Source organism: Mesorhizobium sp. B3-1-7 (assembly GCF_006439385.1).
Taxonomy (GTDB): Bacteria; Pseudomonadota; Alphaproteobacteria; order Rhizobiales; family Rhizobiaceae; genus Mesorhizobium.
The window spans coordinates 70,927-90,185 of the sequence record NZ_VFTL01000015.1 but is presented as its reverse complement, the minus strand read 5'-3'; the positions used below and the strand labels follow the sequence as shown (position 1 = coordinate 90,185).

17 protein-coding genes and 2 tRNA genes are annotated in these 19,259 nt (G+C 62.6%); 10 read left to right on the top strand and 9 right to left on the bottom strand.

The features are described 5' to 3' along the window. Window positions 1-27: 27 nt before the first annotated feature. The 5 genes from FJ417_RS14525 to FJ417_RS33795 form a co-directional block, all read right to left on the bottom strand. Complete coding sequence (locus FJ417_RS14525) at window positions 28-945, bottom strand: allantoinase PuuE (RefSeq protein ID WP_246687461.1); 918 nt, start codon at window positions 943-945, stop codon at window positions 28-30. A 27-nt stretch (window positions 946-972) separates the two neighbouring features. Further along, window positions 973-2,049: a histidinol-phosphate transaminase gene (locus FJ417_RS14520; RefSeq protein ID WP_246687460.1), complete on the bottom strand. Its 1,077-nt coding sequence runs from the start codon at window positions 2,047-2,049 to the stop codon at window positions 973-975. Window positions 2,050-2,540: 491 nt separating this feature from the next. Continuing rightward, the gene (locus FJ417_RS14515) at window positions 2,541-2,798 is read right to left on the bottom strand and encodes a hypothetical protein (protein WP_181181747.1); all 258 of its coding nucleotides are present in this window, start codon (window positions 2,796-2,798) and stop codon (window positions 2,541-2,543) included. Window positions 2,799-4,336: 1,538 nt separating this feature from the next. After that, window positions 4,337-4,516, bottom strand: a complete 180-nt coding sequence (locus FJ417_RS14505) for a hypothetical protein (RefSeq protein ID WP_140648186.1) — start codon at window positions 4,514-4,516, stop codon at window positions 4,337-4,339. Window positions 4,517-5,060: 544 nt separating this feature from the next. Continuing rightward, entirely contained in the window at window positions 5,061-5,183 is a 123-nt protein-coding gene (locus FJ417_RS33795; protein WP_281405922.1) for a hypothetical protein, read from the bottom strand. A 50-nt stretch (window positions 5,184-5,233) separates the two neighbouring features. On the opposite strand from FJ417_RS33795, the gene FJ417_RS33790 reads away from it, so the two are divergent. Next, complete coding sequence (locus tag FJ417_RS33790) at window positions 5,234-5,365, top strand: hypothetical protein (protein ID WP_264295969.1); 132 nt, start codon at window positions 5,234-5,236, stop codon at window positions 5,363-5,365. 364 nt (window positions 5,366-5,729) lie between these two features. On the opposite strand, the gene FJ417_RS14500 is transcribed toward FJ417_RS33790, so the two are convergent. Further along, window positions 5,730-5,804 (bottom strand) — tRNA-Asn (locus FJ417_RS14500). A 208-nt stretch (window positions 5,805-6,012) separates the two neighbouring features. On the opposite strand from FJ417_RS14500, the gene FJ417_RS14495 reads away from it, so the two are divergent. The 9 genes from FJ417_RS14495 (at window position 6,013) to FJ417_RS14455 (ending at window position 17,372) form a co-directional block, all read left to right on the top strand. Continuing rightward, on the top strand, window positions 6,013-6,273 hold the full coding sequence (locus tag FJ417_RS14495; RefSeq protein WP_140646690.1) for a hypothetical protein: 261 nt from the start codon (window positions 6,013-6,015) through the stop codon (window positions 6,271-6,273). Between the two features lie 164 nt (window positions 6,274-6,437). Next, a tRNA-Cys gene (locus FJ417_RS14490) sits at window positions 6,438-6,511 on the top strand. 93 nt (window positions 6,512-6,604) lie between these two features. Continuing rightward, complete coding sequence (locus FJ417_RS14485) at window positions 6,605-7,279, top strand: protein-L-isoaspartate O-methyltransferase (protein ID WP_140646691.1); 675 nt, start codon at window positions 6,605-6,607, stop codon at window positions 7,277-7,279. Window positions 7,280-7,465: 186 nt separating this feature from the next. Next, window positions 7,466-8,848 (top strand): TolC family outer membrane protein, encoded by a 1,383-nt coding sequence (locus FJ417_RS14480; RefSeq protein ID WP_140646692.1) that lies wholly within the window; start codon window positions 7,466-7,468, stop codon window positions 8,846-8,848. A 285-nt stretch (window positions 8,849-9,133) separates the two neighbouring features. Then, on the top strand, window positions 9,134-9,931 hold the full coding sequence (locus FJ417_RS14475; protein ID WP_140783916.1) for a PopZ family protein: 798 nt from the start codon (window positions 9,134-9,136) through the stop codon (window positions 9,929-9,931). Between the two features lie 235 nt (window positions 9,932-10,166). Further along, window positions 10,167-12,950 (top strand): valine--tRNA ligase, encoded by a 2,784-nt coding sequence (locus FJ417_RS14470; RefSeq protein ID WP_140783915.1) that lies wholly within the window; start codon window positions 10,167-10,169, stop codon window positions 12,948-12,950. A 362-nt stretch (window positions 12,951-13,312) separates the two neighbouring features. Then, a complete protein-coding gene (locus tag FJ417_RS14465; protein WP_140783914.1) occupies window positions 13,313-14,542 on the top strand; it encodes an OmpP1/FadL family transporter in 1,230 nt (409 codons plus the stop codon). A 279-nt stretch (window positions 14,543-14,821) separates the two neighbouring features. Continuing rightward, the gene (gene ilvD, locus FJ417_RS14460) at window positions 14,822-16,546 is read left to right on the top strand and encodes a dihydroxy-acid dehydratase (RefSeq protein ID WP_140783959.1); all 1,725 of its coding nucleotides are present in this window, start codon (window positions 14,822-14,824) and stop codon (window positions 16,544-16,546) included. Continuing rightward, a complete protein-coding gene (locus FJ417_RS14455) occupies window positions 16,533-17,372 on the top strand; it encodes a tetratricopeptide repeat protein (protein WP_140646696.1) in 840 nt (279 codons plus the stop codon). Before ilvD ends, FJ417_RS14455 begins: the two co-directional genes overlap by 14 nt. Before the next feature lie 323 nt (window positions 17,373-17,695). Here the strand turns inward: FJ417_RS14455 and FJ417_RS14450 are convergent, their stop codons facing one another. The 3 genes from FJ417_RS14450 to FJ417_RS14440 all read right to left on the bottom strand — a co-directional run bounded on the left by FJ417_RS14450 (window position 17,696) and on the right by FJ417_RS14440 (window position 19,257). Continuing rightward, window positions 17,696-17,989: a hypothetical protein gene (locus tag FJ417_RS14450; protein WP_140783913.1), complete on the bottom strand. Its 294-nt coding sequence runs from the start codon at window positions 17,987-17,989 to the stop codon at window positions 17,696-17,698. A 73-nt stretch (window positions 17,990-18,062) separates the two neighbouring features. Further along, window positions 18,063-18,857: an exodeoxyribonuclease III gene (gene xth / locus FJ417_RS14445; RefSeq protein WP_140783912.1), complete on the bottom strand. Its 795-nt coding sequence runs from the start codon at window positions 18,855-18,857 to the stop codon at window positions 18,063-18,065. 7 nt (window positions 18,858-18,864) lie between these two features. Then, complete coding sequence (locus FJ417_RS14440) at window positions 18,865-19,257, bottom strand: VOC family protein (protein WP_140652521.1); 393 nt, start codon at window positions 19,255-19,257, stop codon at window positions 18,865-18,867. Between the last annotated feature and the right edge of the window lie 2 nt (window positions 19,258-19,259).

Genomic DNA, 19,259 nt, shown 5'->3' with positions numbered 1-19,259 from the left:
GTCGGCGGCGACCGTGCCGCCGACGGCTCAGCCGCCGAACCGGCCCAGCCAGTGGCGGGCGAGGTCGGAGCGGCGGCAGACCCAAATATCCGGATTCGACGTGACCTTGTCGAGGAAGCGCTCCAGCCCGATCATGCGACCCGGGCGCGCCGCCAGCCGGCAATGCAGCGACACCGTCATCATGCGCGGGGTCTTCTGGCCTTCCTTCAGAAGCCAGTCGACGCCGTCGCTGACATATTCGAAGAACTGGCTGCCCGTCTCCAGGCCCGAACCGCGCGAAAAACGGCTGTCGTTGTTGTCGAAGCTGTGCGGCAAGACAAGGTGCCGCCTGGCGCCGACGTCGACCAAATAGGGCAGGTCGTCATTGTAGTCGTCGCAGTCGAACAGGAAGCCGCCATGTTCGACCACCAGCCGCCTCGTGTTGAGGCTTGGCCGGCCGGTGTACCAGCCCTGCGGATCGATGCCGGTGACCTTGCGGACCGCATCCACCGTCATGGCGATATGCTGGCGCTCTTCCTCTTCGCTGAGCGGCGCGTAGTCGATCCAGCGCCAGCCATGGCAGACAATGTCGCTGCCAAGTGCCGCGATCGCCTTGCCCGCGGCCGGGTTGAGCTCCACCGCGCGCCCGACGACGTAGAAGGTCGGGATCACACCCTTGTCCTGGAACAGCGAGATCAGCCGCCAGACGCCGACGCGCGAACCGTACTCGTAAAGCGATTCCATGTTGCGGTTGCGCAGGCCGGGCGCGGCGGGCGCCACGGCAAGGTCGGACAGGATCGCTTCGGAGACGCCGTCGCCTTCGCCGATGCTGTATTCGGCCCCTTCCTCATAGTTGACGACGATGTTGAGCGCCAGTTTCGCGCCGCCGGGCCACTCAGCCTGCGGAGGCTGCTCGCCATAGCCGATGAAATCGCGGGCGGGCAGATACGGCATATGTGACGTCACGTCTTGAAAATCCCCTCGGATGGAGCCCTACCAGCATTGCCGGCCGCGCATGGCGGTCAGGGCGCGCAGCGTGCGGTCCATGACGTCCTGCGGCCCGACCGTTATCCTCAGGCAGTCGGTCAGGCCGTAACCGGAGAGGCCGCGCGTGATGATATCGGCGCCGCGCAAAGCGTCGTCGGCGGTGGTGGCTGCCGCCGCGTCGGCAAAGCGGACCAGGACGAAATTCGTCCGGCTTTCGGGAACCTCGTATCCGGCGGCCCGCAAGCCCTGGGCGAAGCGGTCGCGGATGTCGGCGGTGCGCGCCACGATGCCGCGCGTATAGGCCTGGTCCTCGACCGCCGCGACACCCATGGCGAGGCTCACCGTCGAGACCTGGTTGGAATTCTGCATCTTGCGCACTTCGGCGGCGACCTGCGGCGCGAACAACCCCCAGCCGATGCGCGCGCCGGCCAGCCCGTAGGCCTTGGACAAGGTGCGCAGGACCACGGTGTCGCCGCGCCCGGCCAGCGCAAAGACGGCTTGCGGATCCTGGTCGTCGAATTCGCCATAGGCCTGGTCGATCACCAGGAGAACGTTGCCGGGAAGTGCAGCGCGCAGGCGCAGCAGCTCGGCGTTCTTGATGCGCGTGCCGGTCGGGTTGCCCGGGTTGCAGACGAAGACGATGCGCGTTGCCGGCGTGAGAGCCGCAAGGATGGCATCGATCGACACCTCGAAGCCGCACTCCGCGGCCTTGACGTAGGTCGCCCCGACGCGCGCGGCCGCCGAGGCGGCGAAATTATAGGCATAGTCCGTGCCCAGCACTTGCGTGCCCGGACCGGCGAAGGCCGCTAAGATGCAGGCGATCAGCTCCATCGAGCCGGCGCCGCACAGGACAAGATCGCGATCGACCCCATAGGCCCTGGCGATCGCATCGCGCAGCAAGGTCCAGTCCGGGTCCGGATAAAGGTGGCTGCGCGCCACGGCGTCCCGGCCGGCTTCGATCGCCTTGGGGCTGGGCGGGAAGGCGCTCTCGTTCTGGGCCAGCGTCGGCCGGTCATACCCGCCGAAATTCGCCAGCGCGAAAGCGGACATGGCCTCGATATGGGCGGTGGCTTTCAGGGGCACGGCATAAAGGTCCGGCTATCGGCTTGTCCGCAAGGTTTTCCGCAATGAGGCTAAGGCAGGGCGGCCAACCCGCAAAGCAAAATTCGCCGGCACAATGACTATGGGAATTTGGCCCATGCGGGTGTGGAGGCGGCGGCCGACTAGGCTCTCTTCTCTCGACTAGCGGGGCCAGCCAGCTTTATTCGCTATCAGCACGATCGAGACCGTCATCAAAAGCACGATGAATGTCCAAATCACCATGTTTGCGGACAGGCGCCAGCGGCGACCTTGTCTCATGCGTTTTCGCCAACGATCGGCTTGATTGGCGCCCTCGTATTTTCCCAAGCTATCCCCACGGCCGCAGCCTATCGCAAGCAGGAGCGATTGTAGCTTGCTGCACGGAGGCGGAATAGTGGGGAGGAATGAGGCGGCCCCACTGGGCGCCTCGCGGGGTATTGGCCGCCGGTTCCGATTCCCCGCCATGCGCTGCTCAGTGTTTTAGCCAGAGATGGCTAGATGTCGTATCGGGGGACCAGCTTCGGCGATCGCAGTTCCTGGGCCATCTTTGCCGCTTGGAAGACCGTCATAAGAACGTAGGTCGTTTCACCTTCGGTCGAGTTTATGGCCAAGACCACGCGGCCAATCTCGTCGCTCATGGCGCACGACCAATCCTTGACTGCAATTGCCCGTTTTCCCGCCATGTGCCCCTGCCTTCCTTTCGGGAGGTTATTTGGCGTCGTGAAGACCAGCAATTTGGACTGAATGCCCATTCCGTTGGGCCTAACGTCGGTCTCTACCCTTGTTTGTCTTCAACTCATGAGCAATCGAAATACCCGTCGTCGGATTGGCGAATTGCGGTGGCTAATGATCAAAGCCAGCGCTCCTGGATTCAGCAATCCGAGGCCGGCTGCAAAAGGAAAAGGTGCAGTGTCACCGTAATTCCCTCAGCCTCGCGTGCCGGCTCTTTCGTCCCGAAACGAGACACATCTGAGGCGAGTGTTGCCGCAGAGCTACAGCGCAGCATCCGGATTTTGTTCTACAAACGAGGTTGCGTAGGGTTTCCTGGACACGGCGGACCGTCTGGAACTAGGGGCGCAAGCATGAGGGAGATGGCCCGCCGGCTTCGGTCGGCGGGTCTTTCTTAGCTATCGATCTCCAGTGGGCTTATGCCCCGGCTGCACATGCCAGATGACTTGGCGATTCGAGAGCGGCTTTGGGAACAGGGTGCAGGGCAAGACCGGCGCGCTGCCACCCAAGTGGCTCGCCAAGGAAGGGCGAGGAGATGCTGCGCCACGCGTCACTGCGGGATTCCGCGACGATTAGCCGGGTCACCGCTGAGAGAAATGGCTGGCGTGGAAAAGGTCCGCACCAAAACGCTACGCAGGTGCGGACCCTGCTCTTTTCCGCTGAACGCGGGCTCAGGCGAGCCGTAGTTCCCGCGCCCGGAAGGATGTTGATGATTGCGCGCCCCGGAATATGCGTCACTTCCTTCATTGTGAGTATCTGATGCATCTTTCCGACGAAGCAGCCCGACAGCCTGTTGGGGTAGGAAGCGGACGGGCCGCCGGGCCTAACCGGCCAAGGGCTGGAGGCCGGCTGAGTCGTAGCGTAATATTAGCGGCTGCGCATAAAAACCCTGGGCTGCCATTTTCCCCAGTTTTAGCCGCTGTCAGAAGTGCGGCAGCCGAGAGTGGATGAGCGCGCAGCTATTTCACGCGACCGGTGAGCAGGCCCATACGATCCGCTTTCGGCGGCTTGTCGAAATCCGGCGGGAGAAGCGGGTGATCTGGCGCGATGAGCAAAGGACAGCAGGAGCGGCCCGGCAGGCTGGCAGCTGCCAGCAAACGCCGGGCCTAGCCGATGGGTCTCGGGGGCGAGACACGGCACCGGCTAACGACAACCAGCGCGCTAATTCCCGCGCCGTCTGGCTCTTGATCCTGGCACGGTTTCACACGGATTTTCGGCCAATCTGGCGAGCCGCCGATCTCTCAGCCACAGGGATTTCTTGCTTTCCCGTCTCTCATGGCGAGCATCAAAAGCGGCCGATTGGCCTTGCATCGATGCGATGGCATAGTCGGCTCTGTTGGTTCGATAGTCTTCCTTTTGGATGGTCATTGGTATTCCTCCCGCGGGGGCTTTCCCTCCATAAAGCGGATCGAGGCCAATGGCCGCCAATAAATCGCAGGAGTCTACAAATTGAGGATTGTATTAAAATGATACACACCCGCGCTGGCAGCAATCTAAAGCGGGTGGCTGCGGCTTCATTCCTGTGATGAAAAGGGGCCGGAGCGAGACGATGGCCCCTCGGCTATCGCTTTAGCAAATCGCGATTGATGGTGATGGTAGGTGGCCTCCACCCGCCCGGCATATCCAAGGATGCCTCACGGAAACTTCGCTCGACGTCGGCGGTATAGGTGCCGTCGTTTTCGAAGCGGTCCCAGAGGATGAAGCCAGTGATGAACGCGATCACGATAAGGGGCCAGCGCATCGGAACCTCCCTCAAAGTCCCGAATGGCATTATCTGCCTGCGGTAGGACAAATACAAGCAGTTGCTAATATTCAGCCCGCGAAGGCGTGGACGGTGTTGAGGCCCAAGGTTGAAATAGCCACGATCTGGCATCTTTCCTGCATTGGACCCTTTCGAGAGCGGAAAGGGATGACGAGATGCGGATACATACTCGGCCGAGCCGAAGGGCTGGCGCGTCGAAATGCATATTTTCGGGGCCACTACCGATCGATAATGTGCAGGTGGAAGAGGAAGGCGTTGTTATAATCTCTGTGACTGCTGATGACATCTACACAAAGAAATCCAAGCAGCACTACGAGATAGCCCTGACAAGAGAGGAACTCAGACTGCTTGCCGCTGCCGCGCTCGAGCTGCCCCGAGATCGGGTGTCATGAACTGAGCCGCCTCAAAATAGGACGGGGTGTGGGGGCGTGCGGCCTGTGGCTGGCGGGTAAGCGCCTATGTCATCAAACGGGATGTGCGGGAGGACAAATTTCAAACTGAGACACTACCCATCGTCTCTGGATCATGTCGGCTTGTCGACCAGTGGCGTCTTTCTCTTCGGCGGAACGTAGGCGGTCACCAGTCTGACCTTATCGGCGTTCACAGTGACCGGCACGCCGAGATTGACCGTCGCTTTGCCCCTCATCGACGCGGGTAAACGTTTGGTCAACCACCACCGTGTATTAGAATTCTCTAATGCGTTTCACCCTGGTGCTCTTTTGTTGGGCTGCATTCTTCGGCTGGGATTTGGCCGCCAATGATGGTGAATTCGTGCTCGCGATCGGCCATGGGGTTTTTCGACTCATCCGTATGACGGGGCTGGTCTGACTGCCGGTAGCGGCGCATCTCAGAAGCTGAAGGACTGCCACGCAGCGATCAAGGCAGACAAAGGAGCGAGGGCTGAAATCTATTTGCTTCGTCAGCCCAGGGCTAGACCGACCGAAGTCCCGACGCCGATCGCGATGCCGGTTGTCAAGTTTCCGGCCAAGCGGAGCGCGCAGGATATCGCGGCGGCGCGCCAATTGCCTCTCGGCAGAGTTCTCTGCAGGTTGATCAGCTCGTCAAAAACGTGGTCCATCGGAATTTCTCTCCTTCGCGTAGATCGGCGCCTAGCGGAGTCGAGTTGTGTAGATATGCTGTAGATCAGCCATTTTTCGGCCAATCCTGAAAACTCTGTATCCCTTGGAAATTTTGGCTCCCCGGGCCGGATTCGAACCAGCGACCAACCGGTTAACAGCCGGTTGCTCTACCACTGAGCTACCGGGGAACGGAGGCTCTGACGTGAGTGGCGCAGCCTATAGCAAACACCTTTCGGCTTTGCAAAGCAGCAATTCGCAATTTTTCTCCAGTTTTTAACGCGGCTATTTGTGCCATCGTTCAACATGCCCACATATGAAGGGCTTCACACCGGCACGGAACAAAGCGGCCGGTTGGCCTTTGACATGGCATTGGCGGCAGATGGGATCTGATTTTGAATGACGGCAGCTGACGACGACAGTGCCCCGGCGCGGAAGATTTCGGTTTTCGGCCGCGAGTTCACCATGCCGCGCTCGCGCGGCTGGCGAATCGCGATCGGCATGCTGCTCACCCTTGGCGGGATTCTGGGCTTTCTGCCGATTCTCGGCTTCTGGATGGTTCCGCTCGGTCTCCTAGTGCTGTCCTACGAATTCGCCATGATCCGGCGCCACCGGCGGCGTTTCGTCGTCTGGTGGGAACGCCGGCGCCGGCCCGACTGAGCGCCTGCGGCGGCTCCGCCGCGGCGATGCCGGACCCATGACAACCGATTGGTAATCACCACTTTGGCTGCTCCATACGAAAGCGTCGGGAATGACGCGCGAGCGCTTGACGACCTTTGAGCGCCAACATAATGAGTTCGCTCGGAACGCCGGGAGCATTGCGAGGCCTCGTGGCGGAGTGGTTACGCAGAGGACTGCAAATCCTTGCACCCCGGTTCGATTCCGGGCGAGGCCTCCAGATGCTTGCGGGCTCCAGCGCAACCGCGCTGGGGCAGGGGTTCCAGTCGAAGTTTTGGCCGCGCGCCTGGCGCGGGGAGCGGATTGTTGGGACATGAACGCTGATTTCTCCGAACGCCGCGTGAAGATGGTCGACGGCCAGGTCCGTACCACCGATGTCACCAGCGCGCCGCTCATCGAGGCGATGCTGACCGTCCCGCGCGAGGCCTTTGTCGGCGCCGGACAGCGGGATCTGGCCTATATCGACGAAGACATCCGCATTTCCGATGGCGCGAATGGCGGCGGTGCACGCTACCTGATGGAGCCGTCGCCGCTCGCCAAGCTTCTGCAGCTGGCTGAAATCGACGCGAGCGATTCGGTGCTCGATGTCGGTTGCGGCACCGGCTATTCCGCCGCGTTGCTTTCCAGGCTCGCGCGCTCGGTCGTCGCGCTGGAAAGCGATCCCGCGCTGGCGGAGGCCGCCAAATCCACCCTTTCCAGTCTTGGCTGCCAGAACGTCACGGTGGTCACCGGGCCGCTGCCGCAGGGGCAGGCCGCCAAGGGACCCTACAATGCCATTTTCATCGGCGGCAGCGTCGAGGAAGTGCCGCCGGCATTGCTCGACCAGCTTGCGGAAGAAGGCCGCCTGGTTGTGGTCGAAGGGCGGGGCAACTCTGGCGTGGCCCGTCTATTTTTCAAGGCAGGAGGGGTTGTAACCGGAAGAAGGGCCTTTAATGCGGCAATTAAGCCACTACCGGGCTTCGAACGTGCTCACGCGTTTGAATTCTGAGCGTTTTTGCCTTGCAGCGAATGCGCTGTCATGATGGCTTGCGCCTGACAATCGTTGCTGATTTGGTTAACCGGGTGTTTTCGGGAGGCCGACAGCGGGGGAACGATAAACAACGCGGCGCCGGCCGATCCGTATGGGTAGGCTGACGTGGCGTGGTTCCCATGCAAAACGAATGAGGGAAATAACGTGCCGCCTCTACGCAAGAGTGTTTTAGTAGCTATCCTTGTTTCGGCCACCGCGCTTTCGCCGTTGGCCGCCTCCGCTGAAACCATTACGGGCGCGCTCGCCAAAGCCTATCAGTATAACTCGCAGTTGAATGCTGCCCGCGCTGGCGTGCGCGTCACTGACGAGGGCGTAGCCATTGCCAAGTCGGGCTGGCGTCCGACCGTCACCGGTTCGGCCAACATCGACTACACCAATATACATGGCTTTGGCACCAGCAGGAGAATAACGACGGGCAGCTTCGGCGTGCAGATCAACCAGACGCTGTTCGACGGGTTTCAGACCAAGAACAATGTCGCCGCCGCCGAATCGCAAGTAAAGGCTTCGGTCGAAAGCCTGCGCAACACGGAAGAGAACATCCTGTTCAACGCGGCCAGCGCCTATATGGACGTGATTCGCGACCGTCAGATCGCGGTGCTGACCGAGCAGAACCTGCAGTTCCTGACCGAGCAGGCGCGCGCCGCCCGCTCGCGCTTCGAGGTCGGCGAGGGCACCCGCACCGACGTCGCCCAGGCCGATGCCTCCCGCGCGACGGCCGTGGCGCAGTTGAGCGCCGCCCGCGCGACGGCGCTGGCAAGCGCCGCAACCTACCACCAGATCGTCGGCGACGAGCCGGGCAAGCTCAAGGCAGCCTCGCCGCTTGGCAAGCTGCTGCCAGGTGGCGTCGATTCGGCCTTGGCCATCGCTTCCGCCGAACATCCCGCCATTCTGGCCACACAGCATCTCGTCGATGCCGCCGCCTTTTCGGTGAAGTCGTCGGAAGGCGCGCTGCTGCCGCAGGTGACGGCCTCGGCCGGCGTTTCGGACGACTACAGCCACACCGTTCCCAGTTCCATCAGCAGCCCCAACGGTAGTTCGACATCGGCCAATATCGGCGCTTCGCTCACCATTCCGATCTATTCGGGTGGCCGGACCTCGGCGCTGGTGCGGCAGAGCAAGGAATCACTGGGCGAGGCGCGCATCCAGGTCGATGTCAGCCGCGACCAGGTGCGCCAGGCCGTGGTCTCGGCCTGGACGCAATATGTCGCCGCGCGCCAAAGCGTGGATGCCAACAGGCAGGTGATCGATGCCGCGCAACTGGCGCTCAACGGCGTCATCGAAGAGCGCAATGTCGGCCAGCGCACGACGCTGGATGTGTTGAACGCGCAGAACGCGGTCATCACCGCCAAGATCAACCAGGCCAGCTCCGAACGCGACGTGGTCGTGGCGAGCTATGCCATCCTGTCGGCGATGGGCCGGCTGTCGGTCGATCGTCTTGGGCTGGCGGTCACCAAATACAGGCCCGAAGAGCATTACAACGCCGTCAAGGACAAGTGGTTCGGACTGCGCACGCCCGACGGACGCTGATTTCCGGTATGCTTCCAGCAAGCGCCGCGTGTCCGATGGACGCGCGGCGTTTTTCTTTGTCGATGGCACGGGCTCGTCGGGCCGCGAACCGCCTAATCTGTTGAAATCCAACGCGTCCCCAGATTGGGGATTCTCGGATGACGATAGGTCGGTTACGCTGTCGCCATTGATTCGAATTCCGACCCGGGCAGGAACGGAATTCCTGAATGGGTCAAGTTCTTGAACGGGTCAGTTCTTGGACAGGGTCGAGTTCTTGGGCAGGTCACTGGGGCGGCGGATGTGACGATGGCGACGGCAAGCAGCGCGCAGCGCGAACCTTCCATGGAAGAGATACTGGCTTCCATCCGAAGGATCATCGAAGACAGCGACACCGGGCGCAAGCAGCCGGCCGAGGCTGGTGAACTGCGCCAGGATCTGGAGCCGGCCGCGGTTAGCGTACCCACGGTCGAGGTCGACGCCTTTCGTTCCGAATTGCATGCCGACGCCGGCCCGCGCAAGCCAGCGACGCTGGCGGAGGTCCAGGCCCAGCTGGCCGCGGCCGATCCGGCGGTCGCACGCGCCGAGGCTCGTCGAGAGCCGGTCAAGGCGGCTCTGGCCGCGGTCGATCCCGAGGGCGCCGAGCCGAGCGCGCAAGCGGCCACGAGCAGGCCGGCCGCGGCAAATGCGACGCAGTCGGCCGAGACCATAGTCGCCGATTGGCGGCGCGAAATAGCGGCGGTCGGCGGCAGCACGGTTACCGCGAGACCGGCCGTCCGGGTCCCGGAAGCCGCGCCGAGGGTCGAGATCGAGAAGCAAGAGCCGGCGTTTGAAGCTGCCGCGCATGCCAGCGCTCCCCGGGCATCCGAACCGGAGACACAGCCGGCCCGGCCCGCGATCCTTTCCGAGCATACGGGCCGGCAGGTTGCCGCGGCTTTCGGCGAGCTTTCCGATGCTTTTGCCAGCCGCGGCAAGAAGAGTTTCGACGAGATGGCCGAGGAGATGCTGCGGCCGATGCTGCAGGATTGGCTCGACAACAACCTGCCGACGCTGGTCGAAAGGCTGGTGCGCGAGGAGATCGAGCGCGTGGCGCGCGGGGCGCAGTAAGCTGCCGCAACATGCACGCTGAAAAGCGCCGCCTTCGGGCGGCGCTTTTGCTTTGGGACCCGCTGCGCCCTTGCAGTCGACATGCATCAGGCGAGCCGCCATTGCGGCACCGGCCGGGATTGTCGCCGGTCGCGGCATGCCTATCTGTAAGAGCGATCGCAGTTCTCGCGGTTGACTCGGCCAAGACCTTCCGATTTACACCGGACGCTTGTTCCCGACAGTTCGGACCTCCTCCATGCTTGATAAGACCTACGACGCCAAAGCCGTCGAGCCGAAGATCGCCAAAATCTGGGAAGAGGCGGATGCCTTCCGGGCAGGCGCCGGCGCGGAAGAGGGGGCCGAAGCCTTCACCATCGTCATCCCGCCGCCGAACGTCACCGGCTCGCTGCATATGGGCCATGCGCTCAACAACACGCTGCAGGACATTCTCGTGCGCTTCGAGCGCATGCGCGGCAAGAACGTGCTTTGGCAGCCCGGCATGGATCATGCCGGCATCGCCACGCAGATGGTGGTCGAGCGCCAGCTCATGGAAAAGCAGATCCACCGCCGCGATCTGACGCGTGAGGAGTTCATCGAGAAAGTCTGGGAGTGGAAGGCCGAATCGGGCGGCGCGATCTTCAACCAGCTGAAGCGGCTCGGCGCCTCGGCCGACTGGTCGCGCGAACGCTTCACTATGGATGAAGGCCTGTCCAAGGCGGTGCTGGAAGTCTTCGTCACGCTCTACAAGGAAGGCCTCATCTACAAGGACAAGCGCCTTGTGAACTGGGACCCGAAGCTGCTTACCGCCATTTCCGACCTCGAGGTCGAGCAGCACGAGGTCAACGGCAATCTCTGGCACTTCCGCTACCCGATCGAAGGCGAGGCGTTCGACCCTGAGAACCCGAAGACGTTCATCACGGTGGCGACGACGCGTCCCGAGACGATGCTCGGCGACACCGCCGTGGCCGTGCATCCGGACGACGGGCGCTTCACCGATCTGGTCGGTCGCAACGTCGTGCTGCCGATCGTCGACCGCAAGATTCCGATCGTCGCGGACGAGTATTCCGATCCGGAGAAAGGCTCCGGCGCGGTCAAGATCACGCCGGCGCATGACTTCAACGACTTCGAGGTCGGCAAGCGTCACAAGCTGCCGGCGATCAACATCCTGACGGTCGAAGCGGACCTCAAGCTCAAGGACAATGAGGATTTCCTCGCCGGTCTCGAGGTCACGCCGGAGCGCCAGGCCGTGTGGGACGAGCTGGACGGGCTCGACCGCTTCGCGGCGCGCAAGAAGATCGTCGAACTGATGGAGGCCGGCGGCTTTCTGGAAAAGGTCGAGCCGCATCGCCATGCCGTTCCGCATGGCGACCGCGGCGGCGTGCCGATCGAGCCATTCCTGACCGACCAATGGTACGTCAACGCCGCCGAGCTCGCCAAGCCGGCGATTGCCTCGGTGCGCGAAGGTCGTACCAACTTCGTGCCGAAGAACTGGGAGAAGACCTATTTCGACTGGATGGAGAACATCCAGCCCTGGTGCATCTCGCGCCAGCTCTGGTGGGGGCACCAGATCCCGGCCTGGTACGGGCCGGACGGGCATGTCTTTGTCGAAAAGACCGAGGAAGAGGCTTTAGCCGCGGCGATCGAATATTACCTTGCGCTGGAAGGGCCGTGGAAGGCCTGGGTCGAGGACAAGCTGGAAAACTTCCAGCCGGGCGAGATCCTGACCCGCGACGAGGACGTGCTCGACACTTGGTTCTCGTCGGCGCTGTGGCCGTTCTCGACGCTCGGCTGGCCCGATCAGACGCCGGAGCTCAAGACCTATTACCAGACCGACGTGCTGGTGACCGGCTTCGACATCATCTTCTTCTGGGTCGCCCGCATGATGATGATGGGCCTGCACTTCATGGACGAGGAGCCGTTCCACACCGTCTATGTGCATGCGCTGGTGCGCGACAAGAACGGGCAGAAGATGTCGAAGTCGAAAGGCAACGTCATCGATCCGCTCGACCTGATCGACGAATATGGCGCCGACGCGCTGCGCTTCACGCTGACCGTCATGGCGGCGCAAGGGCGCGACGTGAAGCTCGATCCGGCCCGCATCGCCGGCTACCGCAATTTCGGCACCAAGCTGTGGAACGCGACGCGCTTCGCCGAGATGAACGAGGTCGCGCGCGACGACGAGTTCTGGCTGAACGACGCCAAGCTGCCGGTCAACCGCTGGATCCTGACCGAGCTGACGCGGGCGGCGCGCGCTGTCACCGAAGGCATCACCAGCTACCGGTTCAACGAAGCGGCGGGCGCGGCCTATCGGTTCGTCTGGAACCTGTTCTGCGACTGGTACCTGGAACTGTTGAAGCCGGTGTTCATGGGCACGGACGAGGCCGCCAAGGCCGAGAGCCGGGCCTGCGTCGCCTTCGTGCTGGACGAGATCTACAAGCTCCTGCATCCGATGATGCCGTTCATGACCGAGGAACTGTGGGCGCAGACCGCTGGCGAGGGCAAGCAGCGCTCGTCGCTGCTTTGCCACGCCGCCTGGCCGTCGCCCGACTTCGGGGACGAAGAGGCCGCCGCCGACATCAACTGGCTGGTCGACCTCGTTTCGGGCATCCGCTCGGTGCGTTCGGAAATGAATGTGCCGCCGGCGGCGATCGCGCCGCTGATGGTGATCGGCGCCAACACGCTGACGCAAGAGCGGCTGGAGCGTCACGCCCAGGCGATCAAGCGGCTGGCGCGCATCGGCGATATCGCGCTCGCCGATGCACCGCCGAAGGGCTCGGCCCAGATCGTGCTCAACGAGGCGACGGTGAGCCTGCCGCTCGGCAGCCTGATCGACCTCCAGGCCGAGGCCGCGCGGCTGCAGAAGGAACTGGCCAAGGTGACCGAGGAGATCGCTCGCCTGCACAAGAAGCTGTCGAACGAAAAGTTCGTCGCCAATGCGCCGGAAGAGGTGGTCGAAGCCGAGCGTGAGAAACTCGCCGAATATCGCGAGGCGCAGGAGAAGCTTTCGGTGGCTTTGACCAGGGTCCGCAACGCTGGCTGAGCGGCAAGATTCGGCCTCGCTCCAAAGGCGCTTTCCGGTACGTTTGCTGCCTCGAAAATGGGCGTGCCGCTACGTTAATTTTGACGTAAACGGAAAGTTTGCGCCCCATTGTTGCCATAATGTAACAATGCGGCCCGCGAGCGCTAAAATCGGCTGTTTTTGCCCTGTTTTGGGTAGTTTCTTCGGATTTTTTCGACCGTTCGACCCCGGTTGGCGCGATTCAGGCGCCGATTGCGGTGCCAGCCACCATGGCGAAAATACGTGCTGTCAAGATGTACATGTACAGCTCTTGAAATCGTTGTTGCGTCGTTAACCCGAATTGGTTCTAGCTTGAGCCACTTGTATTTCGGGGAGGGATTTCCATGAACATCTTGCGGCTCAAAGCTCTGGCGGGGGCAGGCTGCTTTTCGATCGCGTTGATCGGCGCGGTGATGCATCCCGCGCATGCCGGCGGCCTGGAGCGCGGCGGCTACGACATCGACCTGCTTTTCGATCCGGCGCCGGTCGCGACTGAGGCTGAAGCGACCTATGTGATGCCGGATCGCAAGTACAAGAATGCGAAAGGTCCGGGAGGGGCCGATCTTAGTCCCCTCGGCTTCAGCACCACGGCCGACGGCGCGGAGCCTTATTGGGTGCCGCGCATCGGCGTCAAAGCCCAAGTTGTCCAAGGCGTCGACTGCATGGTCGATTACTCGCAGCCTTGGGGCGCACATACCGCGCCAGGTAGCACGTGGAGCGGGGCGTTTTCCAATATAGAAACCGATATCAAGAGCAATAACTACGCAGGTACCTGCTCCTACAAGTTTGATGTCGGTAAGGGTCAACTCCGTTTTATCGGCGGTTTGTTCTACCAGGATATCTCGGGCTTTAAGGAGAACTTGATATCCCTAGGCGGCGCAGTTGGTCGCGTCGATCTGGACGCAAGTGGTTGGGGCTGGCGCACCGGAGTGGCCTACGAAATCCCCGAGATCGCACTTCGGGCCAGCTTGGTCTATAATTCACAAGTCAAGCTCGACAATATCTCCGGTACACTCACGGCACCGGTTTTACCCACTGGCTCTGCGCCGATCTACGGCAGCACACAATACATGCCGGACTCTGTGGAATTGAAATTGCAATCCGGTGTTGCGCCGGGCTGGCTAGCTTTCGGTTCGATCAAATGGGTGAACTGGAGTGTACTGCAAAGCGTTCCGATCTGTATAGTGGGCACTCCTTCCCAGTTCTGCGTGACGAATGGTCTGGGAGAGACGACATCGCTAGACCTGATGTATCGTGACGGCTGGACTGTTTCGGGTGGTATTGGCCATAAGTTCAATGATCAGTGGAGCGCCGCCGCTCAGCTCAGTTGGGATCGTGGCACTTCGCATGGCTATGGCGCCCAGACTGATACTTGGACACTTGGCGGTGGAGTCGCTTATACACCGCAACCCAATATCGAGGTTCGTTTGGCTGGCGCGATCGGTGTGTTGACCAGCGGTCATTCCGGCATATTGATTGGCGAAAACGATAAGATTGTTGGTGCAGACGCCAGCTACGATTTCGGCAATGATCTGATCACCGCAATTTCGGGCGGGATCAAGATCAAGTTCTAAGTTTCTGAAAATTCAACAAAAAAGGCCGGGCAATGCCCGGTCTTTTTATTTGCAAGGCTGATGCTTTGGCTTCGCCCTTCCGCCCGCTGTTGCAGATTCGCCGCGCAACCGGCACCCAATATGATTGTGACGTTTTGGCAACAGTTTATGAACAACCCCCGCGCTAAAAGACTTGCCGAGGGAACTGCCCATTTCCCGCCATAAACCCGGAGCACCCGAGATGCGTGCCAGGTTGGCGCGGCGAGGGGACCGGCCGCGGGGTGTGCGGCAAGGACGATGATGGACGCCAAGGCAATCTCCAAGGCCAAGCTGCCCAGCCGCCACGTGACCGTTGGTCCGGCGCGCGCGCCGCATCGTTCGTACCTCTATGCCATGGGCCTGTCGGCGGCCGAGATCGCGCAGCCTTTGGTCGGCGTCGCCAGCTGCTGGAACGAAGCGGCGCCCTGCAACATCTCGCTGATGCGCCAGGCGCAAGTGGTCAAGAAGGGCGTTGCGGCCGCCAACGGCACGCCGCGCGAGTTCTGCACCATCACCGTCACCGACGGCATCGCCATGGGCCACCAGGGCATGAAGTCGTCGCTGGTGTCGCGTGAGGTGATCGCCGATTCGGTCGAGCTCACCATGCGCGGCCATTGCTACGATGCCCTTGTCGGGCTCGCCGGCTGTGACAAGTCGCTGCCCGGCATGATGATGGCGATGGTGCGCCTCAACGTGCCCTCGATCTTCATCTATGGCGGCTCGATCCTGCCCGGCAGCTATCGCGGCCGGCAGATCACCGTGCAGGACGTGTTCGAGGCGGTCGGCCAGCATTCGGTCGGCACGATCAGCGATGCCGAATTGCTCGAGATCGAGCAGGCGGCCTGTCCTTCCGCCGGTTCCTGCGGCGCCCAGTTCACCGCCAATACCATGGCGACCGTTGCTGAAGCGATTGGCCTCGCGCTGCCCTATTCCTGCGGCGCGCCGGCGCCCTACGAAATGCGCGACCGCTTCAATTTCGCTTCGGGCGAAAAGGTGATGGAGCTGATCGCCAAGAACATCCGGCCGCGCGACATCGTCACGCGCAAGGCGCTGGAGAACGCGGCGACCGTGGTGTCGGCCACCGGCGGCTCGACCAATGCGGCGCTGCATCTGCCGGCGATCGCGCATGAGGCCGGCATCAAGTTCGACCTGTTCGACGTGGCGGCGATCTTCGAGAAGACGCCCTACATCGCCGACCTCAAGCCGGGCGGCAAATATGTCGCCAAGGACATGTTCGAGGCCGGCGGCATTCCGCTCCTAATGAAGACGCTGCTCGACCATGGCTATCTGCATGGCGACTGCATGACGGTCACTGGCCGCACTTTGGCCGAAAATATGGAGCACGTTTCCTGGAATGAGAGCCAGGATGTTGTGCGTCCCGCCAATCGGCCAATCACCAAGACAGGCGGCGTTGTGGGCTTGAAGGGCAACCTTGCCCCCGAAGGTGCGATCGTGAAGGTCGCGGGCATGTCGGAACTGAAATTCTCCGGTCCGGCGCGTTGCTTCGATTCGGAAGAGGAGTGCTTCGAAGCGGTCACGCAGCGCAACTACCGCGAAGGCGAGGTTCTCGTCATCCGCTATGAGGGGCCGCGCGGCGGTCCGGGCATGCGCGAGATGCTGTCGACGACGGCCGCGCTCTACGGCCAGGGCATGGGCGGCAAGGTGGCGCTGATCACCGACGGGCGCTTCTCCGGCGCCACGCGCGGCTTCTGCATCGGCCATGTCGGGCCGGAGGCGGCGGTCGGCGGGCCGATCGGGCTGATCAAGGATGGCGAAGTGATCTCGATCGACGCCGTGAAAGGCACGATCGAAGTGGCCCTGTCGGACACCGAGCTGGCGGCCCGGGCAAAGAGTTGGAAGGCGCGCAAGACCGACTATCAGTCCGGCGCGATCTGGAAATATGCGCAGGCCGTAGGGCCGGCCCGCGACGGCGCGGTGACCCATCCGGGCGCCGCAGAAGAAACGCACTGCTATGCGGACATCTGAGGTGTTGAGGTCGTCTGTCTTTTCGGCACTGGTCGTGATCGCCGGTCTTGGCGCGACCTTGGGCGCCGTCGGGCAGGCCATGGCCTTCGACGACAAGGTGTTCGACGACAAGACCGGCGTGAAGCCGCAGTCGAGCCCCTGGGCGGTGTTCCAGTTCGGCTTCTCCGCCTACAAGAGCGGCCATAAGGAACAGGCGGTCGAAGCCTATAAATACGCCGCCGAGAACGGCCAGATCGGCGCCACCTGGAAGCTTGCGCGCATGTATGCCGAAGGCGACGGCGTGACGCGCGACGACTACGCCGCCTTCAAGTTCTTCTCGGAAATCGTCGATCAGGATGTCGAGCCCGGCTCGCCGGAAGAGAGCTATGTGTCGGACGCGCTGGTGGCGCTGGGCGACTATCTGCGCAAGGGCATTCCCGGCACGCCGGTCGAGGAGAACGACGTCGCGGCGCAGGAATACTACATGCGCGCCGCCGCCAACTACCGCAATCCGAACGCCCAGTTCGAGATCGGCCAGATGTTCCTCAAGGGCGAGGGCGGCGTGAAGGCCAGCGTCAAGCAAGCCGGCCGCTGGCTGCAGCTCGCGGCCGAGAAGGGCCATGCCGGCGCGCAGGCGACGCTCGGCAACCTCCTGTTCCAGAGCGGCAAGGTGGTGCGCGGCCTGGCGATGATGACGGCCGCACTCGAGCGGGCTCCGGCGGCCGACCAGCCCTGGATCCGCAACATGCAGGAAGAGGCGTTCGCCGCGGCCGGCGAGGCCGATCGCCGGACCGCGATCTCGCTCGCCGACGATATCCTGACCAAGGGCAACAACGGCGACCAGTAAGCGCAGGTTGGCGATAGCGTGCATGGCAGCTTGGCGCATGCAATGGCTAATGCAGCGCTGGTCGACCCCCACTCCGTCTCGGCTTCGCCGAGCCACCTCTCCCCCGATCGACGGGGTAGAGGAAAGGCGCCAAGCTTTTTTGCCGTCAACGCCCGTCCGGCAACGCTCCCTTCCTTTCCCTCCGGAGGGGGGAAAGGTGGCGCTGCGAAGCGGCGACGGATTGGGGGAACCACCTGGCAATCAAGCCTCGGCCTGATCAGTCGCGCCAGTCACAGAAGATGTGTGCATAGCGTAACCTGGATGGTGGGGAGATCAACGAAGCCTCAGTTCTCGGTCGGCTCCGTCGGCGTCTGGCCGGGCGTCGGGGTGGAAAGCGACGTCGGGTGCGGCTTTGGCGCTTCGCCCGGACATTCGTCCTTAATCCTGGTCCAGGACGTGTTGTTGAGAACCATGTCGCAACGGGCGAGGTAGCTCTCGCCGGCCAGCATCAGGCACGCCGTCTCGCCGACGTTGAAGGATTTGCCGTTGGCAAGACAGGTTGGCGCCGCCAGCAACGGCGTCGGCGCGGCAAGCGCCAAGGCAAGCCCGACCGGCCCAAAAAGAAATCGGATCGCCATTCAACCCCCACAGCAAGCCCGCATCAAAGACTGGATTTGTGGCGATACTGGGGTCCGGGAGCCTGGCAACGTCTCAGGCGGGCTGCAGGCTGAGCTCGATGGCGACCGGCACATGGTCGGACGGTTTTTCCCAGGCGCGGACATGTTTTTCCACCGAGGCCGACGCAAAACGGTTGGCGGCTTCGGGTGACAGCAGCAGGTGGTCGATGCGGATGCCGTTGTTCTTCTGCCAGGCGCCGGCCTGATAGTCCCAGAAGGTGTAGACGCCGGCCGAGTCGGTCACGGTGCGCACCGCTTCGGTGAAACCGAGATTCTTCAGCCGGCGGAAGGCTTGCCTCGTCTGCGGCTGGAACAGCGCGTCACCCAGCCAGTTTTCGGGAAACCGGGCATCGGCGGGTTCGGGAATGACGTTGTAGTCGCCGGCCAGCACCAGCGCCTCCTCGAGCCGCAGCCGTTCCTGCGCCCAACGCTCCAGCCGCGCCATCCACGCCAGCTTGTAGGAAAACTTCCTCTCATCGTCGATCGGGTTGCCGTTCGGCAGATAGAGCGAAGCGACACGCAAGGCGCCCTGGTCGGTGGAAAAAACGCCTTCGATGAAGCGGGCATGATCATCCGCATCGTCGCCAGGCAGGCCGCGATTCACCTCGTCGAAGGGAAGCTTCGACAGGAGAGCGACGCCATTAAAACTCTTCTGGCCGTTGGTCTCGACATTGTAGCCCAGCGCCTCGATCTCGGCGCGCGGGAACTGGTCGTCGACCGTCTTGATCTCCTGCAGGCACACGATGTCCGGCGCGCTTTCGGTCAGCCAGTGGGTGAGGTTGCCGATGCGGGCGCGAACGCCGTTGATGTTCCAGGTGACGATCTTCATGAGGACCTCAATGCTCTTCGGACGGCAGGCGTTCGACGAGGCCGATCGTATTGCCTGCGGGGTCCTTTAGAAAGGCCATCCATTCGCTTTCCCCCGCCGGACCGAACTGCCCCTCGGTGTCGCGGTGGACGAGCGTCGGCGGCGCGGTGAAGGGAATGCCCGCGGCTTTCGCCTCCGCGTGGAAGGCTTCGAGGCCGGCGATGTCGAAATAGACGGTGCCGCCCGGAACGCCGTCGGTGAAGAGCAGACGCACATCACCGGCCATAATGAAGGCAATACCGGGCGGGTCGTAGCGGGCATGCAGGTTCAGACCAAGCACGTCGCGCCAGAAAGCAAGCGTCGCATCGAGGTCGCGGCCAGCCGAGAGCGCGACCTGACGGACCGCGCCGACGGCAGGCATTG

Excerpts from the sequence above, each read along its gene's own strand:
- FJ417_RS14515 (WP_181181747.1), bottom strand. The coding sequence starts at position 2,798 with ATGGGCATTCAGTCCAAATTGCTGGTCTTCACGACGCCAAATAACCTC.
- FJ417_RS33790 (WP_264295969.1), top strand. The coding sequence starts at position 5,234 with ATGCGTTTCACCCTGGTGCTCTTTTGTTGGGCTGCATTCTTCGGCTGG.
- FJ417_RS14485 (WP_140646691.1), top strand. The coding sequence starts at position 6,605 with ATGAACGCTGATTTCTCCGAACGCCGCGTGAAGATGGTCGACGGCCAG.
- FJ417_RS14465 (WP_140783914.1), top strand. The coding sequence starts at position 13,313 with ATGAACATCTTGCGGCTCAAAGCTCTGGCGGGGGCAGGCTGCTTTTCG.
- FJ417_RS14470 (WP_140783915.1), top strand. The coding sequence starts at position 10,167 with ATGCTTGATAAGACCTACGACGCCAAAGCCGTCGAGCCGAAGATCGCC.
- FJ417_RS14495 (WP_140646690.1), top strand. The coding sequence starts at position 6,013 with ATGACGGCAGCTGACGACGACAGTGCCCCGGCGCGGAAGATTTCGGTT.
- FJ417_RS14440 (WP_140652521.1), bottom strand. The coding sequence starts at position 19,257 with ATGCCTGCCGTCGGCGCGGTCCGTCAGGTCGCGCTCTCGGCTGGCCGC.
- FJ417_RS14455 (WP_140646696.1), top strand. The coding sequence starts at position 16,533 with ATGCGGACATCTGAGGTGTTGAGGTCGTCTGTCTTTTCGGCACTGGTC.
- ilvD (WP_140783959.1), top strand. The coding sequence starts at position 14,822 with ATGGACGCCAAGGCAATCTCCAAGGCCAAGCTGCCCAGCCGCCACGTG.
- FJ417_RS14505 (WP_140648186.1), bottom strand. The coding sequence starts at position 4,516 with ATGCGCTGGCCCCTTATCGTGATCGCGTTCATCACTGGCTTCATCCTC.
- FJ417_RS14450 (WP_140783913.1), bottom strand. The coding sequence starts at position 17,989 with ATGGCGATCCGATTTCTTTTTGGGCCGGTCGGGCTTGCCTTGGCGCTT.
- FJ417_RS14475 (WP_140783916.1), top strand. The coding sequence starts at position 9,134 with ATGGCGACGGCAAGCAGCGCGCAGCGCGAACCTTCCATGGAAGAGATA.
- xth (WP_140783912.1), bottom strand. The coding sequence starts at position 18,857 with ATGAAGATCGTCACCTGGAACATCAACGGCGTTCGCGCCCGCATCGGC.
- FJ417_RS33795 (WP_281405922.1), bottom strand. The coding sequence starts at position 5,183 with ATGAGGGGCAAAGCGACGGTCAATCTCGGCGTGCCGGTCACTGTGAAC.